23 protein-coding genes and 2 pseudogenes are annotated in these 22,551 nt (G+C 46.5%); 13 read left to right on the top strand and 12 right to left on the bottom strand.

Features of this window, described 5'->3' with window-relative positions:
• The first annotated feature begins 5 nt into the window (after positions 1–5).
• From def to PLE7327_RS22405, 9 genes are all read left to right on the top strand, one after another.
• Positions 6–536 carry a peptide deformylase gene (def, locus tag PLE7327_RS22445; RefSeq protein ID WP_015146056.1) on the top strand — a complete coding sequence of 177 codons (531 nt, stop codon included), beginning with the start codon at positions 6–8 and terminating at the stop codon, positions 534–536.
• 134 nt (positions 537–670) lie between these two features.
• Positions 671–1,576 carry an ROK family protein gene (locus PLE7327_RS22440; RefSeq protein WP_015146055.1) on the top strand — a complete coding sequence of 302 codons (906 nt, stop codon included), beginning with the start codon at positions 671–673 and terminating at the stop codon, positions 1,574–1,576.
• A gap of 190 nt (positions 1,577–1,766) precedes the next feature.
• Positions 1,767–2,063 (top strand): RNA-binding protein, encoded by a 297-nt coding sequence (locus PLE7327_RS22435; protein ID WP_015146054.1) that lies wholly within the window; start codon positions 1,767–1,769, stop codon positions 2,061–2,063.
• 155 nt (positions 2,064–2,218) lie between these two features.
• Complete coding sequence (locus tag PLE7327_RS22430; RefSeq protein ID WP_015146053.1) at positions 2,219–2,425, top strand: hypothetical protein; 207 nt, start codon at positions 2,219–2,221, stop codon at positions 2,423–2,425.
• A gap of 428 nt (positions 2,426–2,853) precedes the next feature.
• Positions 2,854–3,813: an orange carotenoid protein N-terminal domain-containing protein gene (locus PLE7327_RS22425; RefSeq protein ID WP_015146052.1), complete on the top strand. Its 960-nt coding sequence runs from the start codon at positions 2,854–2,856 to the stop codon at positions 3,811–3,813.
• Positions 3,814–4,652: 839 nt separating this feature from the next.
• Positions 4,653–5,153, top strand: a complete 501-nt coding sequence (locus PLE7327_RS22420) for an orange carotenoid protein N-terminal domain-containing protein (protein WP_015146049.1) — start codon at positions 4,653–4,655, stop codon at positions 5,151–5,153.
• A 365-nt stretch (positions 5,154–5,518) separates the two neighbouring features.
• Positions 5,519–6,085, top strand: a complete 567-nt coding sequence (locus PLE7327_RS22415; protein ID WP_015146048.1) for a hypothetical protein — start codon at positions 5,519–5,521, stop codon at positions 6,083–6,085.
• Positions 6,086–6,162: 77 nt separating this feature from the next.
• Entirely contained in the window at positions 6,163–7,257 is a 1,095-nt protein-coding gene (locus PLE7327_RS22410; protein WP_015146047.1) for a glycosyltransferase family 2 protein, read from the top strand.
• Positions 7,254–7,757, top strand: a complete 504-nt coding sequence (locus tag PLE7327_RS22405; RefSeq protein WP_015146046.1) for a hypothetical protein — start codon at positions 7,254–7,256, stop codon at positions 7,755–7,757. The genes PLE7327_RS22410 and PLE7327_RS22405 overlap by 4 nt, the downstream gene beginning before the upstream one ends.
• Positions 7,758–7,874: 117 nt before the next feature.
• Here PLE7327_RS22405 and PLE7327_RS22400 read toward each other — a convergent pair whose 3' ends face one another.
• A complete protein-coding gene (locus tag PLE7327_RS22400; RefSeq protein ID WP_015146045.1) occupies positions 7,875–8,330 on the bottom strand; it encodes an SRPBCC family protein in 456 nt (151 codons plus the stop codon).
• Positions 8,331–8,373: 43 nt separating this feature from the next.
• Positions 8,374–9,960 carry a B12-binding domain-containing radical SAM protein gene (locus tag PLE7327_RS22395; RefSeq protein WP_015146044.1) on the bottom strand — a complete coding sequence of 529 codons (1,587 nt, stop codon included), beginning with the start codon at positions 9,958–9,960 and terminating at the stop codon, positions 8,374–8,376.
• A 123-nt stretch (positions 9,961–10,083) separates the two neighbouring features.
• Between PLE7327_RS22395 and PLE7327_RS22390 the strand changes: the two genes are divergently transcribed.
• Entirely contained in the window at positions 10,084–10,386 is a 303-nt protein-coding gene (locus tag PLE7327_RS22390) for a carbon dioxide-concentrating mechanism protein CcmK (RefSeq protein ID WP_041392502.1), read from the top strand.
• Positions 10,387–10,674: 288 nt separating this feature from the next.
• On the opposite strand, the gene PLE7327_RS22385 is transcribed toward PLE7327_RS22390, so the two are convergent.
• The 8 genes from PLE7327_RS22385 to PLE7327_RS22355 form a co-directional block, all read right to left on the bottom strand.
• Positions 10,675–11,637, bottom strand: a complete 963-nt coding sequence (locus PLE7327_RS22385) for an orange carotenoid protein N-terminal domain-containing protein (RefSeq protein WP_015146042.1) — start codon at positions 11,635–11,637, stop codon at positions 10,675–10,677.
• A 210-nt stretch (positions 11,638–11,847) separates the two neighbouring features.
• A complete protein-coding gene (locus PLE7327_RS22380) occupies positions 11,848–12,045 on the bottom strand; it encodes an NblA/ycf18 family protein (RefSeq protein WP_041393773.1) in 198 nt (65 codons plus the stop codon).
• A 94-nt stretch (positions 12,046–12,139) separates the two neighbouring features.
• Positions 12,140–12,457 (bottom strand): photosystem II assembly protein Psb34, encoded by a 318-nt coding sequence (gene psb34, locus PLE7327_RS22375; protein WP_015146040.1) that lies wholly within the window; start codon positions 12,455–12,457, stop codon positions 12,140–12,142.
• Positions 12,458–12,667: 210 nt separating this feature from the next.
• The gene (locus PLE7327_RS22370; RefSeq protein WP_015146039.1) at positions 12,668–13,027 is read right to left on the bottom strand and encodes a hypothetical protein; all 360 of its coding nucleotides are present in this window, start codon (positions 13,025–13,027) and stop codon (positions 12,668–12,670) included.
• A 105-nt stretch (positions 13,028–13,132) separates the two neighbouring features.
• Positions 13,133–13,534, bottom strand: a complete 402-nt coding sequence (locus PLE7327_RS22365; RefSeq protein ID WP_015146038.1) for a fasciclin domain-containing protein — start codon at positions 13,532–13,534, stop codon at positions 13,133–13,135.
• A 219-nt stretch (positions 13,535–13,753) separates the two neighbouring features.
• Positions 13,754–14,548, bottom strand: a complete 795-nt coding sequence (locus PLE7327_RS22360) for an SDR family oxidoreductase (protein WP_015146037.1) — start codon at positions 14,546–14,548, stop codon at positions 13,754–13,756.
• Positions 14,549–14,819: 271 nt separating this feature from the next.
• A complete protein-coding gene (locus tag PLE7327_RS24625) occupies positions 14,820–14,960 on the bottom strand; it encodes a biotin/lipoyl-binding protein (protein ID WP_144266161.1) in 141 nt (46 codons plus the stop codon).
• Positions 14,961–14,986: 26 nt separating this feature from the next.
• A complete protein-coding gene (locus PLE7327_RS22355; protein WP_015146036.1) occupies positions 14,987–16,900 on the bottom strand; it encodes a transketolase C-terminal domain-containing protein in 1,914 nt (637 codons plus the stop codon).
• Positions 16,901–17,096: 196 nt separating this feature from the next.
• Here PLE7327_RS22355 and PLE7327_RS22350 point away from each other — a divergent pair, with 196 nt between their 5' ends.
• Positions 17,097–17,873, top strand: a complete 777-nt coding sequence (locus PLE7327_RS22350) for a DeoR/GlpR family DNA-binding transcription regulator (RefSeq protein ID WP_015146035.1) — start codon at positions 17,097–17,099, stop codon at positions 17,871–17,873.
• A gap of 102 nt (positions 17,874–17,975) precedes the next feature.
• Positions 17,976–18,818 carry a carbohydrate ABC transporter permease gene (locus PLE7327_RS22345; protein ID WP_015146034.1) on the top strand — a complete coding sequence of 281 codons (843 nt, stop codon included), beginning with the start codon at positions 17,976–17,978 and terminating at the stop codon, positions 18,816–18,818.
• Between the two features lie 14 nt (positions 18,819–18,832).
• Here the strand turns inward: PLE7327_RS22345 and PLE7327_RS26805 are convergent.
• A pseudogene (locus PLE7327_RS26805) lies at positions 18,833–19,891 on the bottom strand (WD40 repeat domain-containing protein).
• Positions 19,879–20,846 (bottom strand): annotated as a pseudogene (locus PLE7327_RS22335) (GTP-binding protein). Before PLE7327_RS22335 ends, PLE7327_RS26805 begins: the two co-directional pseudogenes overlap by 13 nt.
• Positions 20,847–20,988: 142 nt before the next feature.
• Between PLE7327_RS22335 and gntT the strand changes: the two are divergent.
• On the top strand, positions 20,989–22,356 hold the full coding sequence (gene gntT, locus PLE7327_RS22330; RefSeq protein ID WP_015146033.1) for a guanitoxin biosynthesis MATE family efflux transporter GntT: 1,368 nt from the start codon (positions 20,989–20,991) through the stop codon (positions 22,354–22,356).
• Positions 22,357–22,551: the final 195 nt, after the last annotated feature.

Raw genomic sequence — 22,551 nt, 5'->3', positions numbered from 1 at the left:
TAATTATGGCCGACCCCCTAGAAATTGCTCAGTTAGGCAACCCGATTTTGAGAAAAGTCGCTCAACCTGTAGTTGACGCTACAGACGCGACGATTCAAACACTAATCGATTCCCTAATAGAAACAGCACTATCAGCCCATGGGGTTGGAATTGCTGCCCCTCAAGTCGCTCGCTCCTATCGCCTGTTTATTGTTGCCTCGCGTCCTAACCCTCGCTATCCCAACGCGCCGTCAATGGAACCGACAGCTATGCTCAATCCAAAAATTGTCGCACATTCGGAGGAAATGGTCAAAGGTTGGGAAGGGTGTCTCAGTATTCCTGGAATTCGCGGTTTAGTACCTAGATATCAAGCCGTCGAAGTAGAATATCGCGATCGCTACGGCAACTTACAGCATCGAGAACTGACGGATTTTGTCGCCAGAATCTTCCAACACGAATTAGATCATCTCGATGGTATTGTTTTTCTCGATCGCGTAGAAAGTACTCAAGACCTATTTACCGAACAAGAATATCAACGCATAGTTAGTGACCAGTAATTCGATTTTGGATTAGGGATTGGTCATTGGTCATTTGTCATTTGTCCTTTGTTAGTGGTTAGTGGTTAGTCGTTAATTGTCTCCCCATCTCCCAGTCTCCCCACACTCCCCATCTCTCAATCACCTTCTCACCAGTGGATAATCTCGAAGTTATCGGTATCGATTTAGGCGGAACTGCGATTAAACTCGGACGGGTTCTCAAAGATGGAACTTGTCGAGAGTTCATAACCATTGCTACTCCCCAACCTGCCATGCCAGAAGCGGTAGTAGAAGCTATTATTGCTGCACTAGAGCAACTCAATAGTGAGCGGAAATGCATTGCTTTGGGGGTTGGAATGCCCGGACCTGCTGATGCTGAGGGAAGAATCGCGAAAATAGCAATTAATCTCCCAGGGTGGTACGATGTTCCCCTAGCCGATTGGTTAGAAAAAGAAACGGGGCTGCCAACGATTATTGCTAACGATGCCAATTGTGCTGGACTGGGAGAGGCATGGTTAGGGGCAGGAAGGCGATTTCGCAATATGATTCTATTAACACTGGGAACGGGTGTAGGCGGCGCCGTCATCCTCGATCGCAAGTTGTTTATAGGACACCGAGGCGCAGCCGGAGAATTAGGATTGATTACCTTAAATCCAGATGGTCCGCCCTGCAATAGCGGCAATCAAGGATCTTTAGAGCAATACGTCTCGGTTCGAGCTATTCGTCGCATCACGGGCAAAGAACCTGCTGAGTTAGGAAAATTGGCTAAAGACGGCGACAAGGAGGCATTGGCTTTCTGGGAAGAATATGGAAGATGGTTAGGGGCAGGATTGGCTAGTTCGATTTATATCTTGTCGCCAGAAGCGGTGGTTATTGGCGGCGGAGTTAGTGCCAGTGCAGAATTTTTCTTCCCTGCAACTTTAGCAGAAATAGAACGAAGAGTTATGCCAACTTCCCGCGTCGGGTTAGAGCTGTTAACCGCACAATTAGGCAATCAAGCAGGCATTATAGGGGCAGCAAAGTTGGCTTGGCAGATGCTAGAAGGTAGAGCGAATAACTGAATATACTTAAGACAAAATAGTTGCTAAAATTTTTACGGAAGATTTTAGTGCTAGAATAAAAGGGTTAACAGAGAATAGTATCGGTAGCAGAGCTAGTTATTCGCATTTACAGGTTTTTCCCGTTTAGTTTTAGCAAGATTCTCTCCGAAATCTTAATCTCTACACACATTCCGATCGATGGAGATAATCTATGTCAATTTATGTAGGCAATCTATCTTATGAGGTTACAGAAGAAGCTCTGAATTCTGTCTTTGCTGAGTTTGGTTCGGTCAGGCGAGTCCACCTCCCCACTGACCACGAAACGGGTCGCGTGCGAGGCTTTGCCTTCGTGGAAATGGACACGCTCACTCAAGAAGACTCTGCTATTGAAGCTCTTGATGGGGCCCAATGGATGGGACGCGAGATGAAAGTCAACAAAGCCAAACCTCGCGAAGACCGCAACAACAGAGGCTCATTTGGTGGCGGTCGAAGAAATAACAGATTCTAGAGGCAATTTTAAGCTATGGGGCTAAAGTCTTTTTAGCTCTGGCTGGCGATCGCGTTCGGTGGAGGCATTTGCGTCTTCTCCCCATCGAGCGTCGCTTTTTTGAGCGGAAAGTGTCTCAATCCAACAAACTTGGGTCTCAATAAGGTTAAGTAGTCATGAAAATTCAAGCGTTAGATATTCGAGTTGGCGATCGCATTGTTGCCTACTTCAATACTAAGATGCAGGTCTGCACAGTGCAATACATCCTCGATCCCGGTCAGACCAATATCACGCTATCAGTCTTCATTGGCGATCGTTATCGCTATGCAGCCTCGCGCATAGTCCGATTTCGTCCAGATGCTTTTGTCGAGCTAGCCAACTAAAAGCCACAAAAGTTATTAATTCTAATTGATTATCTCACCTAGCTTTGCCCGTTTTGTGACTTCAAAATTACAACTGCGATTTTTATTAAAGTTGTCATTAATTTCTCGGCCGAGCGAAAAAGTCTTCTTTAGAAGACCCGATCGGAATTTCAGTCGATTTTAATCGAGTTGGGCTTTGAGCCTAGAACTTTAGTTCTAGGGGTCTTAATTTCCTCAGAGAGACTAAGTTAGAAGGAGCTAAGTTGAGGGAAGCTTATCTGGATGAATGAAATCTTCAGGAATTAGTACTCCCTGAAGTTAGGATTGAGGCAATGGTAATTTCTCACAAGTTCCTCACATTTGTTGTCTAATCTTATAGTCAAATTTTAATTAACCTTTTCAGGATCTAATTAACTAAATAGCTCAATCAATTTTTGGAGACTTCTCACATGTCATATACCATCGACTCAGCTCGAACCATTTTCCCTGACACTCAAGTAGCTGATGCGGTTCCAGCTACGATTGAATCATTCAATCAACTCAGTGCTGAGGATCAGTTGGCTTTACTTTGGTTTGCCTATACCGAGATGGGAGTTACCATTACTCCCGCAGCTATGTCGGCAGTCAACATGGTCTTCGCTGAAAACACTCTGACTCAAATCAAACAGATGCCTCCTGCCGAGCAAACGCAAGTGATGTGCGATCTGGTTAACCATGCCGACACCCCCATCTGCCGTACCTATTCGTCTTTCGGCACGAATGTCAAGTTGGGCTTCTGGTATCAGTTAAGCGAGTGGATGAAACAGGGAATTGTTGCTCCCATTCCAGAACGCTATAAATTGTCTGCAAAGGCATCAGAGGTTCTCCAAGCCATCCGCCAACTGGAAGGGGGTCAGCAACTTACTGTCTTACAGGAGATTGTCTCCAAGATGGGGTATGCTCCAACTGAGGGTACTCCAAAAGTTAAAGAACCTGTGGTTCCACCTAAAGAACTCGCACCTCGAAAGAAGGTCACAATTGAAGGCATCGACAACTCTACAGTCCTAAGCTACATGGAAAATATGAACGCCTTTGATTTCAAGGCAGCAGTAGCTTTATTTACGGAAGACGGTGCCCTGCAACCTCCTTTCGAAGAACCGATTGTGGGTCATGAGAACATCCTCGCCTATATGCGGGATGACTGCTACGGACTCAAGCTGATGCCTGAGCGAGGGATATCTGAGCCAGCAGAAGGAGGGTTCACCCAAGTTAAAGTGACGGGGAAAGTGCAAACGCCCTGGTTTGGTGGCAGTGTTGTCATCAACGTTGCTTGGCGGTTTTTACTCAATCCTGAAGGCAAGATTTTCTTTTTAGCAATTGACGTGCTGGCTTCTGCTGAGGAGCTACTAAATTTAGGTCTTGTTCGGTAGAAGAACTTGAGAGTGATGAGTGAGGAGCTTTGTGTTTTAAGCTACTCGTGATATCGAGTAGCTTAAATCATGCTCTAAAGCCTAAAAATGGTAGTTTACTTGACGCTCCGGCAAAGCTCTAAAACACATTCAATCCACCATGCAAGATCGGACTTAAGTAGGTGAGCAAATTTAACTGTTTAGATGTATTTGCCATTGGGAATCTCAGAAATTTTTTTCATCATTATTTTTTTTATTTGGCAATAAACATTGCAGTTTTGTAATAAAAAATGTTAAACTTAATTTATGAAAAATCACAAAAACAAAAAGCAAAAATTATAAAAAGCAGTTTAGTAATTGAAGAATTCGATAGGCTGAACAACTACGCCATCGAATCCAAAAAATAATACATGATGGATCGACGCTCCTGAGTTTAGCTTTACTCAGCATCAAAAAAATAAGTAGAGACGTTTTGCTCCTGGCTCTAGTAAGCCTTCCCGCGATTGACCTATTGACTGGCTTGTAGAAAATTGAACTTCACTATCTACTCTGAAAACTTTTGCAAAATATAAGGATAAAACCAATGAGAACCAATGCTGGCTTAACTAGTCCCTCTGTGTTCAGTCCCGTTGTCTTCAGACCCGGTTTCAATCACTTTGAGAAAATCAACGCAACTCAAGCCTGGTCACTGTTTTTCACTGGAGGCAGAGAAAATAAGGCATTTGGACTTAGCTCTACAATAGGTCGTTTTTTCAATCTCGGCTCGATCGCAATCGCTATTGCAGGTATCTTCTGGACTTTCTTGTTCTGACCTTTCTAAAAACCAAGCCATTGCCAAAACCAACTCTCAGGAAACTTTTATGACACAGACAAACTTATCTCGGTTCCCAAATCCTTATCTAGCGAGTGAAACTGATGTTCTAGGCATTACTGCCCAAATCCAGCGTCTGGAGACCGATGATCAATTGGCAGTCCTTTGGTATATCTATACTGAAATGGGGCGTTCGATCGCGCCTGCTGCTCTTGAGATTGCAAAGTTTCATCTTGCCAAACGGTTGCTCAATCAAATGAAAAATGCTTCTCATGAAGAGCAACTCGAAATTATGCGGGATCTGGCGAATCACAGAGATACACCTGCTGGGCATACCTATGGTGCATTAAATGTAAAAGCAAAACTGGCTTTCTGGTATCAGTTAGCCGAATGGATGACTCAGAAAATCGTGGTTCCCATGCCTTCAGATTACAGCCTGAATTCAGGCGCCAATCAAACACTTGAAGCTTTGAAGCGGCTCGCTCTGAATCAACAAACTATCGTGCTACGGAATGTAGTCGCCAAGATGGGCATCGATCCTTTGACATAGATTTAATTAAGTTAGAGGCGAACGGAAGTTCGCCTTTACAGTCTTCTGGACGAAGCAGAACTTCAAGGTCAGATTGCTACCCTACTGGGCGAACGCTCAGCAGAAGAGATTGTGTTTAACCTGAGTATCGGTTGGGATATATCCCTAATGCGATCGATATTCCGCTCCGTACCTGGCACAAAATCTCGAGAGAAATCCCCACGATCGCCCCGTAGTCCTGTACCTATGCAAAATTAATTATATAGCGATCGCGAATTTTAAAATAGAAGATTTAATTCAATCTGGCGATTCTTTGATAGGGGGAACAGCGATCGACTACAATTCGACTGAGTCGGTTCTGTAGAGCATACCATTAGAACCCAAAGATGATTGAAATTTCAGTTGATTCACAGGTGTCTTTTTCTCGACCCTTGGTTTATTCCACCTATCGGGACAAGCTGGTGGAGTTAGGCCCGTATCTGCCCAATGTGCGATCGCTACAGCTCAAGTCTCGTCAGGAAACAGAGCGACAAGTGCGACTGGTGCTGGAATGGCACGGGGGTGGGGACATCCCAGCCGCCGCTCGGACACTTTTGAGTGAAAAACTGTTCGCTTGGACAGAATACGATGTCTGGGACAACAATGAGTTTACTGTAGACTGGCGGATTGAAACCCATGCCTACCGAGAGGCGGTGTTCTGCGCTGGCAAGAACCGCTTTCTGGATCGAGGCAATTATACATTAGTCGAAAGCCGAGCCGAAGTGAGGATTGACCTCAGCGCAATTGACGGCATCCCCCCCTTCTGGCTCGGTCGGTTGGTTAACCTAGTCGAAGAGCTTCTATCCAAAAAGATTGAACCGAATCTGGTGCGAATGGGACAGAATGTGCAGAAGTATCTGGAGCAAACCCAGAAAATTCAGTCATGCCAAGAAAGGGATAGACTATGGAGCTAGATTGGTGGCTGATTTGATCGTAGATAATATTAGATAATAAAAGTCATGCTCTAGACAGAAGGAAAGGTTTAATCATTATGGATCTGATGTCTATCACACTGGTGGTGCGCTGGCTCATCGGTTGGGGCTTGATGTGGCGGTTGCCACGACTTCCAGACCTTTCAGTCGTCGGCTCCCCTGAGGTCTCGGTTTTGATTCCAGCTAGGAATGAAGAGAGAACCCTTCCCCACCTGCTAACTGCATTAGAGCAGCAGACATTCAAGCCATACGAAATCATCGTAATTGATGACCAGTCCGTCGATGCAACTGCCCAGATCGCCAAACAAGCAGGGGTGAAATTAGTGCAGACTCCCCCTTTGCCCACAGGTTGGACAGGGAAAAACTGGGCCCTCAAAACCGGATATACTGCCTCATCCGGCGACATTCTCGTATTTCTCGATGCCGATACTGAGCCAGGAAAGGATCTCCTCCGCAGGCTGGTAGCAACGGTTCAACACTTAGGGGGTCTTGTCTCGGTTCAGCCCTATCACCGTACTGAACGCCTCTACGAACAGTTAGCAGTTTTGTTCAATCTCGTCGGCTTGATGGCCATCAAACTTGGAGCAAGAGGAGGTGTAGCTTTTGGCCCGGCTATGGCTACTAGCAAACATGACTACGAACGGGTGGGTGGTCACGATGCTGTGGCAGGATATATTGTAGAGGACTGGTTCATGGCTCATGTTTATGAAAGGGCAGGACTACCGGCGAGCGCCTATATGGGGTATGGTCAACTGAACTATCGGATGTACCCCGGCGGGCTGCGCGACCTGATTGTTGGTTTCAACAAAAACTTTGCCACCGCAGCTGGGCAAGTCTCTTGGGTGCGGATGCTGGCAGTTGTACTCTGGATTTCAGGATTGTTCTGGGCAGCTTGGTGTCTGCCCGCATCCCTGTTCGGTTGGCCGATTGTCGGGAATTCTTCTTTGCTATATAATGTACTGCTTTATCTTGCCTTCGCCATCCAGTTAGCTATAATTGTCAGACCAGTTGGTTCATTCAGATTGATTGCCTTTTTCTTTCCCATTGCGGTTGTCTTCTTCATTGCGGTGTTCGTGCTGGCAATTCTCAATCTCGAACGCGGTCAAATCGAATGGAAAGGGCGAACAATAAGCACCCGATGGCAAGGTGAATGATTTTACCCATACTACAGCTACCGGATGGAGACATCGTCGCACTATGTGTAGGCGGTTGGGTAGCCTGGTCATTTTTGATAGGTTTTGTAGCCTATCGCTTTCCCCTAAAACTTTTAGAAACAGATACCTGCCTAACCCGACCGCGACCCTGGGGGGAAGAGCGTCACTGGTACGAGCGAGTACTGCGGATTAAATGCTGGAAAGATCGATTGCCAGAAGCAGGAGATTTCTTCCCAGGGGGATTTCGCAAAAGCTCCATTAGTGGTGGGGACTATGGCGTAATGTCCCGTTTCTTGGCTGAAACCCGTCGGGCGGAATACGTTCACGTCGCCATCTGGCTGTTCTGGTTAGTGACGATGCTCTGGACTCCTGGCTGGGGGGTGCTGGTAAACCTCGTTGTGGGAACTGCTTTCAACCTGCCCTGTTTGTGGGTGCAGCGTTATAATCGGCTTCGGCTTCAACATCTGCTTGAATTGAAAGGACAGAGAACAACTATATAAATCTCTAATCTCTTGCCTCTTGCCTCTTGCCTTTTGCCTCTAGAGATTTTAGATTTTAGATTGTAGATTGAATGCCTTCTGCCTCTTGCATACATGCCTTCCGCGCAGCGGTACTGGTTACAGCGTTTTTTGTCGGAGGACTTCTTCTTCGATAAGGGATTGGAAGCGATGCAAACTTTCCACTAGATTCGCTTCTAACCAGCGATCTATTCCGATCGCTTCAAGAAACGCACCCACGATTCCTTTTGGCAGCTCGAAGGCAAGGGTGAGGCGTAGGCGGCATCCCCGCTCGGTCGGGAAGAATTCGGCACACCCAGAGTTGGGCAGTCCAGAAACCGACTCCCAGGCAATCAGCTTCTGCGGGATGCGCTGGGTAATGCGCGAAGTCCATTCGGTCAGCAGAGGAAATCCTAGACCAAACTTCCAGCGCGATAACTCTTCGGTTCCCGGCAGGATCTTGACCTCCTTGACCAAAGGTATCCAACGCGGCACATTCTCGATATTTTTCCAAAGGTCGTAAACTTCCTCTGCCGAACAAGCAACCTCTACTTCCACACTGTGCTCGCTCATCATAATTTCACTCCATCGAGAGGGCTATGCAATCATGGTCAATCAATCAACCCATTCTGAGCATTGGTTCTTGTTGGGGCGACGCAGAAGCTTCTAAGGGATCGTAACCTAGCTGTTGAGCAATCCGTTCTCTAGCTAGGGTGCGGTACTCCCAAAAATGCTCTCCAGCAGCGCACAAACCTAAATACAGATTGAGAACTTGGGGCTTGTTCAGCAAAATCGTCCATAATTGTCGCCAAAACTGTCCCCGAATTTCCGGTCGGCGGATACCCTGATGCCAGATTAACTGAATCACCAGCCGCAATCCCTTGCCGATAGGGAACTGCATTGTTTGCTTTTGTCCTAAACGTAAACCCAGACTAAGACATTGTTGGTAACAGCGCCTGAGATAGTTGGTGGGTTCATATAATTTCCATAAGCCTTCTACATACTCTCTAGCAATTTCCGTAATAGGACGGGTGGGAATGAAATTCATCAAAGTATTCTGATCTCCCGTTGGATGAATGCTGTCGCCCTCAATTAAACGCTGCTCTCCCTTGAGACGATTCCAGAGTGCCGTGTTGGGCGGAGCTTGAAGGATACCCAACATCGGTTGAGGAATACTGGTTTCTTCCACAAACTCTTGAATCCTTTCCCCCGCACCAGAACGCTCTCGATCGAAACCGAGGATAAATCCGGCATAGATCAGCAAACCTGCTTCATTAATCTTGCGACAGGCTTCCACCAGTGGATTGCGAGTATTTTGCAGTTTGCGCGTCAGTTGCAAGCTATCTTGGTCAGGGGTTTCAATCCCCAGAAAGACGGCATAAAACCCCGATTCAGCCATCAGGTGCAGTAATTCATCATCTTCTGCCAAATTGACCGAGGCTTCAGTGATGAAAGTAAATGGGTAATTGCGCTGCTTCATCCAAGGAATCAATTCTCTGAGAAAGCGTTTGACGTTGCGCTGATTGCCAATAAAGTTGTCATCGACGATGAAAACCGAACCGCGCCAGCCTAAGTCATAGATCGCCTGCAACTCTGCTAAAATCTGGCTCGGTTCTTTCGTGCGGGGTTTGCGCCCGTAGAGAGAAATAATGTCACAAAATTCGCAGTTAAAAGGACACCCGCGAGAAAACTGTACCGCCATCATTAAATAAGCGTCTCGCTCGAGCAGGTCAAAGCGGGGTATGGGGCTGAGTGTCACATCTGGTTTTTCAAGAGAACGGAAAGTTCCTGCTGGTTCGCCTCGAGCGATCGCATCCAGAAACAGGGGAACTGTCAATTCTCCTTCATCGAGAATAAGATAGTGTGCGCCGGATTCTAAGGCATCCTGGGGTACAGAGGTAGGATAGGGACCTCCAACCGCTACTTTTTTGCTCAATCGCACGGCTTTTTGAATCAGGGCGTGGAAATCGGACTTCTGCACTAACATGGCAGAGAGGATGACCAGATCGCACCACTCCCAATCGGCTTCTGTTTCAGGATTGACATTGCGATCGTAAAATCGAATCTCCCAGTTTTTTGGTAGGAGGGCTGCGACAGTAATGATCCCCAGGGGTGGAATGACGGCTTTAAGTCCAGCGATTTCCATGAAGCGATCGTAAGACCAAAAGGACTGGGGAAACTTAGGGTAGAGTAATAGGGTTTTCATAAGCTCCTCGACAGATAGGGGGTTGAAATAACCGGGCTGGCGATCGCATCGTTGCCTACTTCAATAAAATAATAAGATGCAGGTCTGCACGATGCAATACATCCTCGATCCGGTCAGACCTACATCACGCTATCAGTCTTTATTACTCTAGGGTTCCCTACCGTCGTAGAAGCTGCCGATGCGATGGTTAAAGCTGCCAGAATCCTCCTTGTCGGGTATGAAAAAAATGGTAGCGGTCGCGCGACGGTAATTATCAGAGGGAATGTATCTGAGGTGCAAGCCTCTGTTGCTGCGGGGGTTGAAACGGTCAAGCGAGTCAATGGCGGACAAGTTCTCTTTACTCATATCATTGCCCGCCCTCACGAAAACCTCGAATATGTTCTACCGATGCGTTACACCGAAGAGGTCGAGCAGTTTCGAGGGTAGGTGATGTTGTCAAAATCTATCTAAAATCTAATAATTTTTAATTAGCACTACCTAGGCGGTGGTTCGTCATATCTCTTGGGATCTTTCTTTTGCTTCTTAGTCCCATCCGATTGTTTTTTCTGTTTTTTAGATTCTCTATTGCCTTTTTTCTTTGACATAACGATTCCTAAATTGAATACTTAACACCAGAGAGGTAAAATGAACCAGTCGTCTAAAATATTTGGTAGAAGGCAATGTTTAACTCTCTCTGATTCGCGATCGGCGAAGTTGAGAGAGTCGTTTACCTTCCTATTTACGGACTAAGTTGAGTAGTTCTTTTGGCGATGCCAGTAGGTCAATTGCTACAAAGAAAATCTGGTCTTGAGGATCGAGTAAAAACCGCCAGGCAATGTTCATGCCAACACTAGAACCAAACCAAGGAGTTTGGACTTTGCCTGTAACTTTAATGGAGGTATATCCCTCTTCCATTGACTCAATAGTGCCTCGTTCTGGCATTAATTTGAGTCCCTGGCATTCTTCCCGCATATAGGCAAGGACGGCTCCGCGACCAATTATTGGTTTTTGGAAGGGTGGTTGCAAAGCACCATTCAGTGCGAACAGGTTAACAGCCCCTTCAAAGTCGTTAGCATTCATGTTGTTGATGTAACTTAGCACTGCGGTGTTAGTCACGCCTTCGATAGACGCTTGGGTACGGGCTGCTATCGTAGTGGGGACAACTACAAGTTCTCGAACTTTGTGGCGATTGCTAGAAGAACTTGAGTCAAATCCCATATCAACGACAGCATTACGCAAAATGGTTATTTGCTGTCCTGGATCGGCTGCTTGAATTGCCCTTAACACCGCATTACCCTCATCGGAAAGCTGATAGCCTTGGGGAATTGGAGCTACAATCCCTTGTTCCATCCATTCTCCCAACTGATTCCAGAAGCCCAACTTCAGATTTGTGGTGAAGGAGCCATAAGAACGGCAGATGGGAGTATCGGTATTGTTGGCTAGATCGCACATCACTTGCGTTTGCTCGGTAGGAGTCATCTGTTTGATCTGGTCAAGCAGTTTCTGGGCAAAGATCATACTGGTTGCGCCAGGAGCAGCAACCGTAATTGTTTTGCCCATTTCGGTATAGGCAAACCAGATTAATGCCAGTTGGTCTTCAGCATTGAGTCGAACGAATTGCTCGATTGTACTTGGAACAACGCTTGCCACCTGAGTGTCAGGAAAAATAGACTGAGCAGACTTGATGGTAATAGACATGAGATCGATACTCCAATAGTGGATTAAACGAGCATTGAATCGCCCAGAAATTTAGAGGAAAAACTCAATGAAAGTTGAAAAAACTGTGCAAAGTGATATCTGCAACGAGTGATGTAACAAAGTTGTAACGGTTTGAGAGCATCGATCTAAAGCGCGATCAATGCAGATAGGATTAATGAATGTCAAGCACAGCAACGTCTTTTGTCGGCTTTATTTAAAGACTGTGCCTGAATCTAGATTCCATTCATGCCTCAAAAAATGTCGGTACATTGTTTCCCGAATCATCATTTGCTCATGCAGCATAATTAAAAACTCTTGAGCTTGTTTGCGAGACATATGCTGCACTTGGTCAGCAAAGCTTTTGAGGTGAAATTCCTGTTCTAAAGATAGTTCGGTTGGTTGATATATCACTGTCTCCTGTGCCAATACTGAGGCGAAAACTAGAGCATCAATGCTAGCTAGATATTTTGGACTGGAACGAAATACCTAGCTCTGGTTACACTTAGCTGACAGCAAATGCAGTTAGTAATGTGGTGGCAACAAGTAGCATAGCTCCTGCTCCCAAGGAGACATAGCGCTTTTGCTGTTCTGGTGAGGGATAGTCTGCCAAGTACATATCGGGTTCGGTTGCGTAGTTATTGATGATTCCCTCATCATCAATGGTGTAACCTTTTGGGAGAGGTGTATTAAGTAGTTGACTGTTATCAAAACTTGGATTGACTCGTATCTCAGCTGGGATTAATTCACTTCCATCACTAATATGATGCGCTACTACCTTATCTTTAAGGGTGATGGTTTTGGGTGTATTTTGTTTGTTCATGTTCAAAGTATAACATTTTTTTAAAAATTTTGCTTGTAACAATAATATTTGATAGGATTAGAGTTTTTGATGATTGAGCACAGTGTGGAAGTAGAAGTCGCTTGTTCGGTGGAGGAAGTTTACCTTAATGTCAGCAGAAGGCTACCGCTAGACCATCGGTTACGGGGAGGATAACTCTTAAAGCGGCGAACCTGCGTCGCCGCACGAACCTCATGAATGCTGACCCGACGCATCTAATGAAGGGATCGATGCTCTCAGTAGTTGGCTCATACTGGTTGAATGAGCGATCGCCCAAAGGTTCAGACTCAGACAGACGCAGGCTAGGGTTAGCAGAATGTAGGTCGGAGCCATGACCACTCCAACGATGAACCAACTGAAGACGTGTAGCAGCATGGTCAAGGCAAAAAAGCTGGCAGTAACCATTGCTTGTCGCACTTGGGCTTGAGGGCGAAGTCGTCCTACCAGCAATACTGTTCGCAAGGTTAACAGCAAATTTGCTGGCACCATCAAGGTACAAATTGCGACGCAATGATTGCGTGAAAACTCAAACAGAAGATTTAGATCGAACATTAGTGTATCCTCATATTGTCAGAAAGGTGAAGCGCACCCATCTCTCTGACAAAAAATTGTAGAAAGTTGGGTGCGTCCAATAGGATTCGCTATCTAAGCGTTTGCTTATGCAGGAATTAATACTGTGTCAATGACGTGGATGACACCGTTATCGGCGACCACATCCGGTGTTGAGACTTTAGCATCATTCACTTTGACACCGTTGGAAGCGTCAATTTTTACTTTTGAACCTTCAACCGTGGCAGCTGACTTCAGCTTAATTACGTCAGATGCCATCACCTTGCCCGAAACGACATGATACGTCAGGATTTTCTTGAGCTTGGGAATGTCTTTAAGCAATGCATCTAATGTGCCGTCTGGAAGCTTAGCAAACGCTTCATCTGTGGGTGCAAAGACAGTAAATGGACCAGTGCCCTTTAAAGTGTCTCCCAGATTAGCAGCTTTGATTGCAGCAACTAGGGTTTTAAAAGAACCTGCATTAACTGCAGTATCAACAATGTTAGCCATGTGTTTCACCTAGTTTTGTGTAATCTGTTAACCATTGTAAACTATTTTTAAGAAAAATTCCGACCGTTAGACTTTTTCTGGCTTTTTCGATTAATTTTTTGCTACAAAAGTTAACAAAACGGCTTCAAAATCCTAAAATTTTAGATTTTCGCTATTTTTGAGCTTCTGCGATCGCAACAGTTCGCTCCCATTTAAAATCGCTGTTCTGTTGGTTGGTTATTACAGATAGTGCTTTTGTCTATCAATAGACATAGGGGTAGCCATCAGTAAAATCCTCTCCAGCAGCCTTGGAGCAATACGGTTACACCACACCGCTAAATGGCTCTGCCATCCTACTAAGATTTCAGACGATTCCTCATGCAGTCCGGCAACGAGTACCTGAGCTACTTTCTTGGGAGTTATAGGAACTACCCACTGAAACCGCTGAAATTCCTGCACCATGTCAGTATCGGTCAAAGATGGCAGCAAAGCTATCACTCGAATATTGTAGGCAGCTAGTTCACCGCGTAAGGATTGGGTAAAGCCTAAAATGGCAAACTTCGTCGCTGAATAAGTCGCCATCGTCGGTGCTGCTACCTTGCCCATCAAGCTAGAGACATTCACGATTCTTCCTTCTCTTTGTGCTGCCATGCGGCGGGCAATACAACGGGTGACAGTGTACATTCCAATTAAATTAACGTTGATTTCTTGATACACCTGGGATAGTTGGGACTGTAAAAAGGATGCTTGGTGTGCCACTCCAGCACAGTTGATCAGTAGATGAATGGGCCCATAATCTCGCCAAGCTCTTGCCAGCCCAATGTTCACCTCTACCGATTGAGTCAGATCCAACGCCAAGATAACTACTTCCACGCCTAGTGCTTCGATTTCCCTGGCAACTTCAGCTAACCGCACCGCGTCCCGTGCTAGCAACAAGAGACGTTTTGCTCCTTGCTGTGCCAGTTCAAAAGCGATCGCTCGCCCAATGCCACGAGAAGCTCCAGTAACTAGAGCTGTCTTTCCCTGAATGTTCATAACCAAAACCTCTAAAGTTGAGACTCAATAGACTATTGATGGATGTAGAGCATAGGTATTTTCGTCTCCTAGATCCGAGCATTAACCAGAAGTTACTCTGCCATCACACTCTAACAAGGGGATCGCCGATCTGCGGAATTTCTCAATAGAAACCAGGGATTGTAATATCTTTATACACAGTTCTCAGAAACTTGGCATTCCAGTCAGGAGGCAAAAATAGTTGTATAACCTTTGCGGTAAAAAGGTTACACCCTAATTTGTTTTTGGTTTCTCAGCGAAGAAAATTATGAGTGTATGAATTGCGATCGCGCCTTCTGCCCCAATTGCTATTCATTCGGGCAATGATTTGTCCTTTAGAGACGCGATCGCCTTCTTTAACATTGCGATCGCTCCTCTGTAGGATGCTTGGCAAAGCATCCTACCAACTGAAATTTAAGCTTATTTTACTAATTCCTTCACCTTACTCATAATGCTTGCCGGATCGATTCCTTGATGCGGGAATTGTTCCCACAGACCGCCGCAACCTTCCCGATAAGTGCCAAGATAAGCGTATTTGGGAGTAAATCCGCGCTCTAAGAGCCAGGAACCAAAACGGCTGCCCAATCCCGTTCGACGGTTGAACGATTCTACCACAAGGGCAAAGGGAGCATTGCCGATTTTTGCCATCATTTCTTCATCGACAACGTTTAGGGTTGGCTTGTTAATTAACCCTACATCTAGCCCTTCCTGTCTGAGACGCTCTACGGCATCGAGGGAACGGTAGAGAGCATCGCCAAAACTAATGATATAACCTTGTGTCCCCTCGCGAATCACCTCGTCTTTACCGGGAACAAATTGGTAGCCGCTGCCAAAGAAGTCGTTGCCCTTGCTGTCGAGAATATTGGGAACTTTAGAACGGGTGGAGAAAATAAACCGCAATCCAGGATCGAAGAACACGGCTTCTACGCAAGCTTTCATCTGATTTGCATCTGCCGGAAAGTACAGCCGCGTTTCGTAGCCATCATCCAAGCCATTGTCGGCGAACATATTATTTAAACCGAAGTGGCAGGTGTTATCTGCCATATCATCTATGCCAGCGTGGGAAAAATGGCAGAGAACGTTAGAGTAATTTAGCCTTGCCATCGTGATTTCTGAGATGCACATTTCTAAGAAGGCGCTGAAAGTAGCGAAAATCCCTTGCTTGCCCTTTTCCATGCCAAACCCGGCAGCGGCCGAGAAGTTGCCTCTCTCCATGATGCCAGAGGGAATAAATATTTCGGGATGGGCATCGTGAATTTTCTTCAAACCGCACGATCCTTCTAGATCGCTATCAATAACTCTTACGGTTTGCTGGCGCTCGGCTTCGCTCATGCGATTTAAAATTTCAACCACCGCTTCTCCAAACACGTTGCGGTTTGCCCCTAATTTGTTGCTAGAGCCAAGAAAAGTATAGGTTTGTTTGGGTTTCTGAATGCTGTTAAGGTATTCGACAGCAGCCGTTTGTCCGCGCGATCCGAGATATTTAATTGCTAACTCTACCGAAATTACATCGTGACCGTGGTTGGAGCCTTCTAACCCTTCAATGCCAGGACACATGGGGCGTTTGTTGATGAGAGCGATCGCGCCGGGAGTATTTACTGCTTCGCACAGGCGACTATAGAGATCGTCTAAGTCTTCTCCGTCTCCTTCTAGTACCTTCAACCCATGACCTGTTAAAGTTTTGGCGACGCTGAAGCCGGGTAAGTATTTAGAAGGATGTCCGGCAATGGTGACATCGTTGTCGTCAATAATCAGCTTGACGTTGAGATGCTGGGCAACAGCCAAGCGAGCGGCTTCGGCATCGTTGCCTTCCTGCTGGGAACCATCGGAACCGAGACAGAACACTATCTTGCCTGGATTTGCCATTGCCACGCCGTTGACGTAGGGCCACATATGCCCCAGCCGTCCAGAACTAAACTTCACGCCGGGAGTTAGTCCCAATTCAGGATGTCCTGGTAACTTGGAATCGGCTTCGCGATAGCGGAGAAGCTGTTCGGCTGGGAGTTTGCTATGTAGAACAGCCATTAGGTATTGGGTGGCTACTCGATGTCCTGCTTCATCAAAGAAAATCGGCACAAATTTATCCGATGCCTCCCGGAAGAAAGCATCCAGGATCGTTACTTCTGGCACGGTGTCGTATGGTCCGCCCGTGTGACCGCCTACTCCTCTGGCAGCACCAGTTGCTGTAAAAAAGACGATCGCATCGCGGCAGAGTTGAATATTCGCTTTCAGGATCTCTCGTTGCTCGCTCGTCAGCGTGGCATTGGCTGGATCGAGCTTGAGAGGTTGATAAGCGCCGAGATCGATGGGAAAGCGAGTATTGGCAATAGTCATAATTGGTTTCCTGAATGCTTGTGAATTGGAAAGCGGCTAGAACAGCGCAGTCAAAATTAATACACCTATTTTTGCGTGAATATGCTTGAATTCATATACAAGCACTGATAAACATGCATAAACTCGCACGTAAATAAGTATAAACTCACAAACGTGCAGTTTCAAGATCGAACACGCAACTTCAGGCAAATTAAGAATGCTAACCGCAGAACGACGACAATACATCTTGAACATTCTTCGCCGCGACAAAAAGGTGCTTTCATCGGAGCTGAGTACCGTTTTACAAGTTTCCGAGGATACAATTCGTCGGGATCTGCGAGAATTGGCAGAATCTGGTCTATTGCAGCGCGTTCATGGCGGAGCGCTCCTCGTTTCTCCAGCGAGCGCGAGTTATGCCGATCGCCAAAAGCAAGCACCCAAAGAAAAAGAAGCGATCGCTCGCGTAGCAGCCAAATTGGTTTGTCCGGGGCAGGTAGTCATTTTAGATGGCGGCACGACAACCCTCCAGGTAGCCCGTCATTTACCGCTGGATCTACAAGCGACAGTTATAACCAATAGTCCTCCCATTGCCGTCGCTTTAGCCGACCATCCCCTAATTGAAGTGGTAATGTTAGGTGGACAACTCTACAAAAAAGCCTTGGTAAACATCGGTGCTGCTACGATTGAGGCATTGCGATCTATTCGGGCAGATTTGTGCATGTTAGGGGTGTGTAGTCTGCATCCAGAAGTGGGGATTAGCGTAACGAACTTGGACGAGGCGCACGTCAAACGAGCGATGATTGCTGGCGCAGCGGAGGTAGTTGGATTGGTGACGGAGGCGAAATTAGATACCGCCGCTCCCTATGTGGTGGAGTCCATTCGCGCCCTAACTTACCTCGTGACCGCACCGACAGTACCCGATGAAATGCTAGCTGCTTACAAAGCTTTAGGTTTGGCGATCGTCCGCGATGGGTTGGTTGGAGCGATCGAATAATACTCATTCTAGATAGAATAACATGACTTTAAATGTTCTTGAGACCCAATCGCGCTATCGTGCGTCTAATTAGCTGAGCCTATCTTGCTTTTGAAATTTTCTATGCTCTCTAAACTTCAATCTCGAAAAGCGAACCGTATCTGGCTTTATTTATTGCTGATCGCGATCGCGATCGCGATGCTATTTCCACTTTTGTGGTTGTTGGGCACGTCGCTGAAATCTCCTACTGAAGACATATTTGGCTTCCCGCCTAAATTATTTCCCACCCAGCCAACCTTCCAAAATTTCCAACAGGTTTGGCAAAATTACCCTTTTGGACATTATTTACTTAATAGTTCGATTGTTGCCGTCCTCACCGTTTGTTTAAATCTGCTATTCTGTTCTTTAGCTGCCTATCCTTTAGCTAGGCTAGATTTTCGGGGACGGAACCTAATTTTTGCGGGGATTGTCTCCACGATTATGATTCCCTTCCAAATTGTCATGATTCCTCTGTATGTTCTTACGGTACAGCTTGGTTTGAAAAATTCTTATCTAGGAGTCATTCTTCCCAGCATCGCCACGGCTTTCGGAATTTTCCTGCTGCGACAGGCATTTCAAGGCGTTCCCAAAGAGTTGGAAGAGGCAGCACGCCTCGATGGTAGTTCCGAACTGGGCATCTGGTGGCACGTCATGCTACCCGCCGTTCGTCCCGCGCTAATAACACTCGCAATTTTCGTCTTTGTTGGTTCCTGGAGTGATTTTTTATGGCCCCTAATCGTTCTCGATCCCGGATCTAACTCCATGACGCTACCTGTAGCCCTTTCTTACATTGCCAACCCCCGCAATCAGGATTGGCGACAGTCGGCGGCTGGTGCGGTAATTTCTATCGTACCCGTTCTTTTTCTGTTTCTGTTGCTACAGCAATACATTATCCCCACGGATACAGGCAGTGGGGTTAAGGGGTAATAGGGTTATCCAAATCACTTACCGAGAGCCGATTCTGACCAAACAAGCAATTCTCCATTCTGTCCGCCAGCCGCTAGCAACTGTCCGTGAGGATGCCATGCCAAACAGGAAAACCCATCCCCTGCATCGTCTAATATTTGTCTGGCTTGCTTGGCTTTTTGCCACAGACACAGCCAACTGTCATCCCCAGCGGAAGCAAGAAGAAGGCTATTGGGTTGAAAGGCTAAATCCTGTACGACTCCATCATGAAGATCTAAAATATGAGCCTTCCAGCCTTCTTGCTCATTGGCTGCTTTTTTCCAAACGGCAATGCCTTCAACGCTAGAAGCAGCTAGCAGGGGCGCCTTGCCATTCGAGGCGCGCGACCAAGCCAGGTTACGAATCTTGCCAGGAAACCCTCGCATTACCCAAGGAAAAGGACTATTCCACTCCAAAACGGTGATGGTGTAGTCTAGATTGCCAGAGGCGAGATATTTACTATCGCTAGACCAGGCGATCGCGATACTGGCGGCTGGCATATCTATAATGTAGGGGTCTTCATCCCAGTCGATCGCATCCCAAACTTTTGCTCCCTGATTCCCCGCGATCGCTAAATGCTCTCCATTCGGTCTCCAGGACATTCCTAAAATAGAAGAAGCCTCAAAATTTAAGGTTGTTGTAATATCTTACGTCTCGGCATCCCAAATTTGCACGTAACGCCCCAGACTAAAGGCAAGTAAGTTGCTGGTGGGACTCCAACTAAGTTTATCGATCCATTTAGGCGCATTTTCTAGAGTAGCGATTAACTCGATTTCCTCTTCGCTCCGCCAAATCCTGACTTTCCCGTCTTGTCCCCCCGCCGCGAGGAACTGTCCGTCATAGGAAAAAGCGAGACAATCTATCGATTGAGAGCGATCGCTACTCGATAATAGCAGCGTTAGGGAATCATCTTTCCACAGTGCAACTTCTCCGGCGGCAGAACTGGCAGCTAGGATACTATCGGGCGACCACGCTACGGATATAATATACTCCGACAGCATCCCCTGCCATCGTCGATCGAATAAAGGTTTACTCGTTATTCTTAAACTAGACATGCGCGAAATTTTCCTTTGAGTTCGGCTTTGTCTAGATTGCGACCGATAAAGACTAATTCATTTTTGCGGGTTTCTGTTGGTTTCCAACGACGATCTGGTTTGCCATCAAAGAGCATATGTAAGCCTTGAAAAACAAACCTCCGATCTTCTCCATTGAAATTTAAAATTCCCTTCATACGGAAAATATCAACGCCTTTTGTCCGCAAGAGTTCTCCAATCCATTCAACTTGTATCCATCGACTGCACCAGACTCGACAATAGCTACAGAAGTAACGGTTGCATCGTGTTCGTGTGCGTCTTCCCCCAAGAAGTTAGGGTCAATTTCTAAAGCGCGGTTGAGATCGAATGCTTTAACTCCCAACAATGCGTCCATTTTAACTTCGGCGTTTTGGGTGCGATGAATCTTCGCCATTGCATTCATAGCACTAATGCGCCGCTCTAACTCTTCGAGTTCTGCTGGGGTAACTAAATCGGTTTTGTTGAGCAGAACTACATCGGCAAAGGCAATCTGTTCCTGCGCCTCGTCTGCGTCCCAATGCTGGTGGATATGCTTGGCATCGATGACCGTCACTACTGCATCTAAGAGTATTTGCTCGCGCATATCTTTATCGACAAAGAAAGTTTGAATCACGGGTGCGGGATCTGCTAGTCCGGTGGTTTCGATGACTAGATGGTCGAATTTGTTGCGCCGCTTCATTAAGTTGCCAATGATACGGATTAAGTCTCCGCGAACGGTGCAGCAGATGCAACCATTATTCATTTCAAAGATTTCTTCATCGGCATCTATGACGAGTTGGTTGTCAATTCCCACTTCTCCAAACTCGTTGACGATGACGGCAACTTTTTTTCCGTGTTCGTAAGTGAGGATACGGTTGAGAAGGGTAGTTTTTCCTGCACCGAGATAACCCGTCAGTACAGTAACTGGGACGGTGTTAGAAGTCTCTGCTACAACCATAGTCTGAGTCTCACTCATTTTTGATAATGATAATCGATATAACAGCAAACATTTTACATAGGGGAAGCGATCGCGCTGGACTGGGCTAAGATAGAAGCGCGATCGCTCTCATCAAAATTAGAGCAATTGTGGCTCTAAGTGTATGCATCCCTCTCATCAAAATCAAGCCCAATGGATCGACCGAAGCCTACTACTGTTTGCCCTCGAACGAGACGGCATTCTTTCACGCTTCTTTCGACTGGCATTTATCAATATTCTTTCTAATTTAATGGTGCCCTTAGCGGGTTTTCTCAGTGTCGCCTTCCTAGGTCACTTATCAGAAATCCGCCATCTGGCTGGAGTTATGCTGTCTACCATTTTATTCAACTATCTCTACCGAACCTTGGGTTTTTTGCGCATGAGTACTACTGGCGTGACGGCTCAAGCAGTAGGACAAAAAGATCGAGAGGCGGTTTTGACCATTGGTTTGCGAAGCGGTCTAATCGCTCTAGTATTGGGCATTATAATTTTAATTTTACATGCTCCCGCGCGCATCCTTGGATTTGCCCTACTGAGTGCCGCCCCAGAGGTGAAAGCATCGGGGCAAGCTTATTATGATGCCCGAATTTGGGGTGCGCCTGCCACCCTTCTCAATTTCGTCCTAGTTGGTTGGTTTTTGGGACGCGAGCAAAGTGGCAAGGTTTTGTGGCTATCTATCGTTGGCAATGGAGCCAATATTTTGCTCGACTACATTTTAATTGTCCGCTGCGGGTGGGAAAGCGTGGGAGCGGGTTTAGCTACGGCAATAAGCCAGTATTTGATGTGTCTGGCGGGGATGATTTTAGTTGGTCGAGAAGTTCGCTGGCAGGAAATTCGCTCGCTCGCGGGAAAAATTCTGGCTGCCTCTGCTGTGAAAGAATCTTTCAAGCTCAATGGCGATATCTTTATTCGGACTCTAGCTTTTCTTTCTACCTTCTCGCTTTTTACCAATCTCAGTTCGGCAATGGGAACGATAGTACTAGCCGAAAATGCGTTGCTCTTGCAGGTCATCACGTTGGTAGTCTACGCGATCGATGGGCTTGCCTATGCAACCGAAAGCCTAACAGGAATTTTAACAGGTCAACGAGATAGCGATCGCCTTCTTCCTCTATTGCGCATGGCTGGCGAGACTAGCTTGCTGGTGGGACTGACTTTAGCGCTATCATTCGCCTTCTTTCCCGACTCGTTATTTGGATTGCTGACTAACCACGCCGAAGTTCTCGACAGTCTCAATCGCGATGTTTTCTGGCTCTTACCCGTGCTAGGATTTGGCGCGATCGCGTTTGTGCTAGACGGTTATTTTCTGGGATTGGCTGAGGGAGCTACGCTACGAAACACGGCACTGGCTGCTACTTTAGTTGGTTTTGCTCCGATCGCGATCGCAGCATGGCGATTCCACAGCAGTTCTCTATTGTGGTTGGCAATGTCCGCTTTCATGGCAGCAAGAGCAATCCTGCTAGCAGTACGAGTGCCGAAAACCCTCAAAAGATAGATGGGCTGTAGAGGGAGATGTAAAGAAACATTACTTTTGCGATCGAAAAGCCATAATCGCCAGAAACGGTTCGAGAGACTGAAAAGAGCCAAGATTTGAGGCGCGAGATCTGATAATTTCCTTAAGAACTCAAACCCACAAGCTCTCCTTGTTAGAGAATCGAGATTAGCTAGAGTTAAGCGCTTCGCACCCTCT

It is taken from the genome of Pleurocapsa sp. PCC 7327 (genome assembly GCF_000317025.1).
Classification (GTDB): Bacteria; Cyanobacteriota; Cyanobacteriia; order Cyanobacteriales; family Microcystaceae; genus Hydrococcus.
The sequence above is the reverse complement of the archived record's forward strand: the minus strand, read 5'-3'. Positions and strand labels throughout refer to the sequence as shown.

What these genes read in the sequence shown, in the direction of transcription:
- def (WP_015146056.1), top strand. Translation starts at nt 6, where the DNA reads ATGGCCGACCCCCTAGAAATTGCTCAGTTAGGCAACCCGATTTTGAGA.
- PLE7327_RS22435 (WP_015146054.1), top strand. Translation starts at nt 1,767, where the DNA reads ATGTCAATTTATGTAGGCAATCTATCTTATGAGGTTACAGAAGAAGCT.
- PLE7327_RS22430 (WP_015146053.1), top strand. Translation starts at nt 2,219, where the DNA reads ATGAAAATTCAAGCGTTAGATATTCGAGTTGGCGATCGCATTGTTGCC.
- PLE7327_RS22425 (WP_015146052.1), top strand. Translation starts at nt 2,854, where the DNA reads ATGTCATATACCATCGACTCAGCTCGAACCATTTTCCCTGACACTCAA.
- PLE7327_RS22420 (WP_015146049.1), top strand. Translation starts at nt 4,653, where the DNA reads ATGACACAGACAAACTTATCTCGGTTCCCAAATCCTTATCTAGCGAGT.
- PLE7327_RS22415 (WP_015146048.1), top strand. Translation starts at nt 5,519, where the DNA reads ATGATTGAAATTTCAGTTGATTCACAGGTGTCTTTTTCTCGACCCTTG.
- PLE7327_RS22410 (WP_015146047.1), top strand. Translation starts at nt 6,163, where the DNA reads ATGGATCTGATGTCTATCACACTGGTGGTGCGCTGGCTCATCGGTTGG.
- PLE7327_RS22405 (WP_015146046.1), top strand. Translation starts at nt 7,254, where the DNA reads ATGATTTTACCCATACTACAGCTACCGGATGGAGACATCGTCGCACTA.
- PLE7327_RS22400 (WP_015146045.1), bottom strand. Translation starts at nt 8,330, where the DNA reads ATGATGAGCGAGCACAGTGTGGAAGTAGAGGTTGCTTGTTCGGCAGAG.
- PLE7327_RS22395 (WP_015146044.1), bottom strand. Translation starts at nt 9,960, where the DNA reads ATGAAAACCCTATTACTCTACCCTAAGTTTCCCCAGTCCTTTTGGTCT.
- PLE7327_RS22385 (WP_015146042.1), bottom strand. Translation starts at nt 11,637, where the DNA reads ATGTCTATTACCATCAAGTCTGCTCAGTCTATTTTTCCTGACACTCAG.
- psb34 (WP_015146040.1), bottom strand. Translation starts at nt 12,457, where the DNA reads ATGAACAAACAAAATACACCCAAAACCATCACCCTTAAAGATAAGGTA.
- PLE7327_RS22370 (WP_015146039.1), bottom strand. Translation starts at nt 13,027, where the DNA reads ATGTTCGATCTAAATCTTCTGTTTGAGTTTTCACGCAATCATTGCGTC.
- PLE7327_RS22365 (WP_015146038.1), bottom strand. Translation starts at nt 13,534, where the DNA reads ATGGCTAACATTGTTGATACTGCAGTTAATGCAGGTTCTTTTAAAACC.
- PLE7327_RS22360 (WP_015146037.1), bottom strand. Translation starts at nt 14,548, where the DNA reads ATGAACATTCAGGGAAAGACAGCTCTAGTTACTGGAGCTTCTCGTGGC.
- PLE7327_RS22355 (WP_015146036.1), bottom strand. Translation starts at nt 16,900, where the DNA reads ATGACTATTGCCAATACTCGCTTTCCCATCGATCTCGGCGCTTATCAA.
- PLE7327_RS22350 (WP_015146035.1), top strand. Translation starts at nt 17,097, where the DNA reads ATGCTAACCGCAGAACGACGACAATACATCTTGAACATTCTTCGCCGC.
- PLE7327_RS22345 (WP_015146034.1), top strand. Translation starts at nt 17,976, where the DNA reads ATGCTCTCTAAACTTCAATCTCGAAAAGCGAACCGTATCTGGCTTTAT.
- gntT (WP_015146033.1), top strand. Translation starts at nt 20,989, where the DNA reads ATGCATCCCTCTCATCAAAATCAAGCCCAATGGATCGACCGAAGCCTA.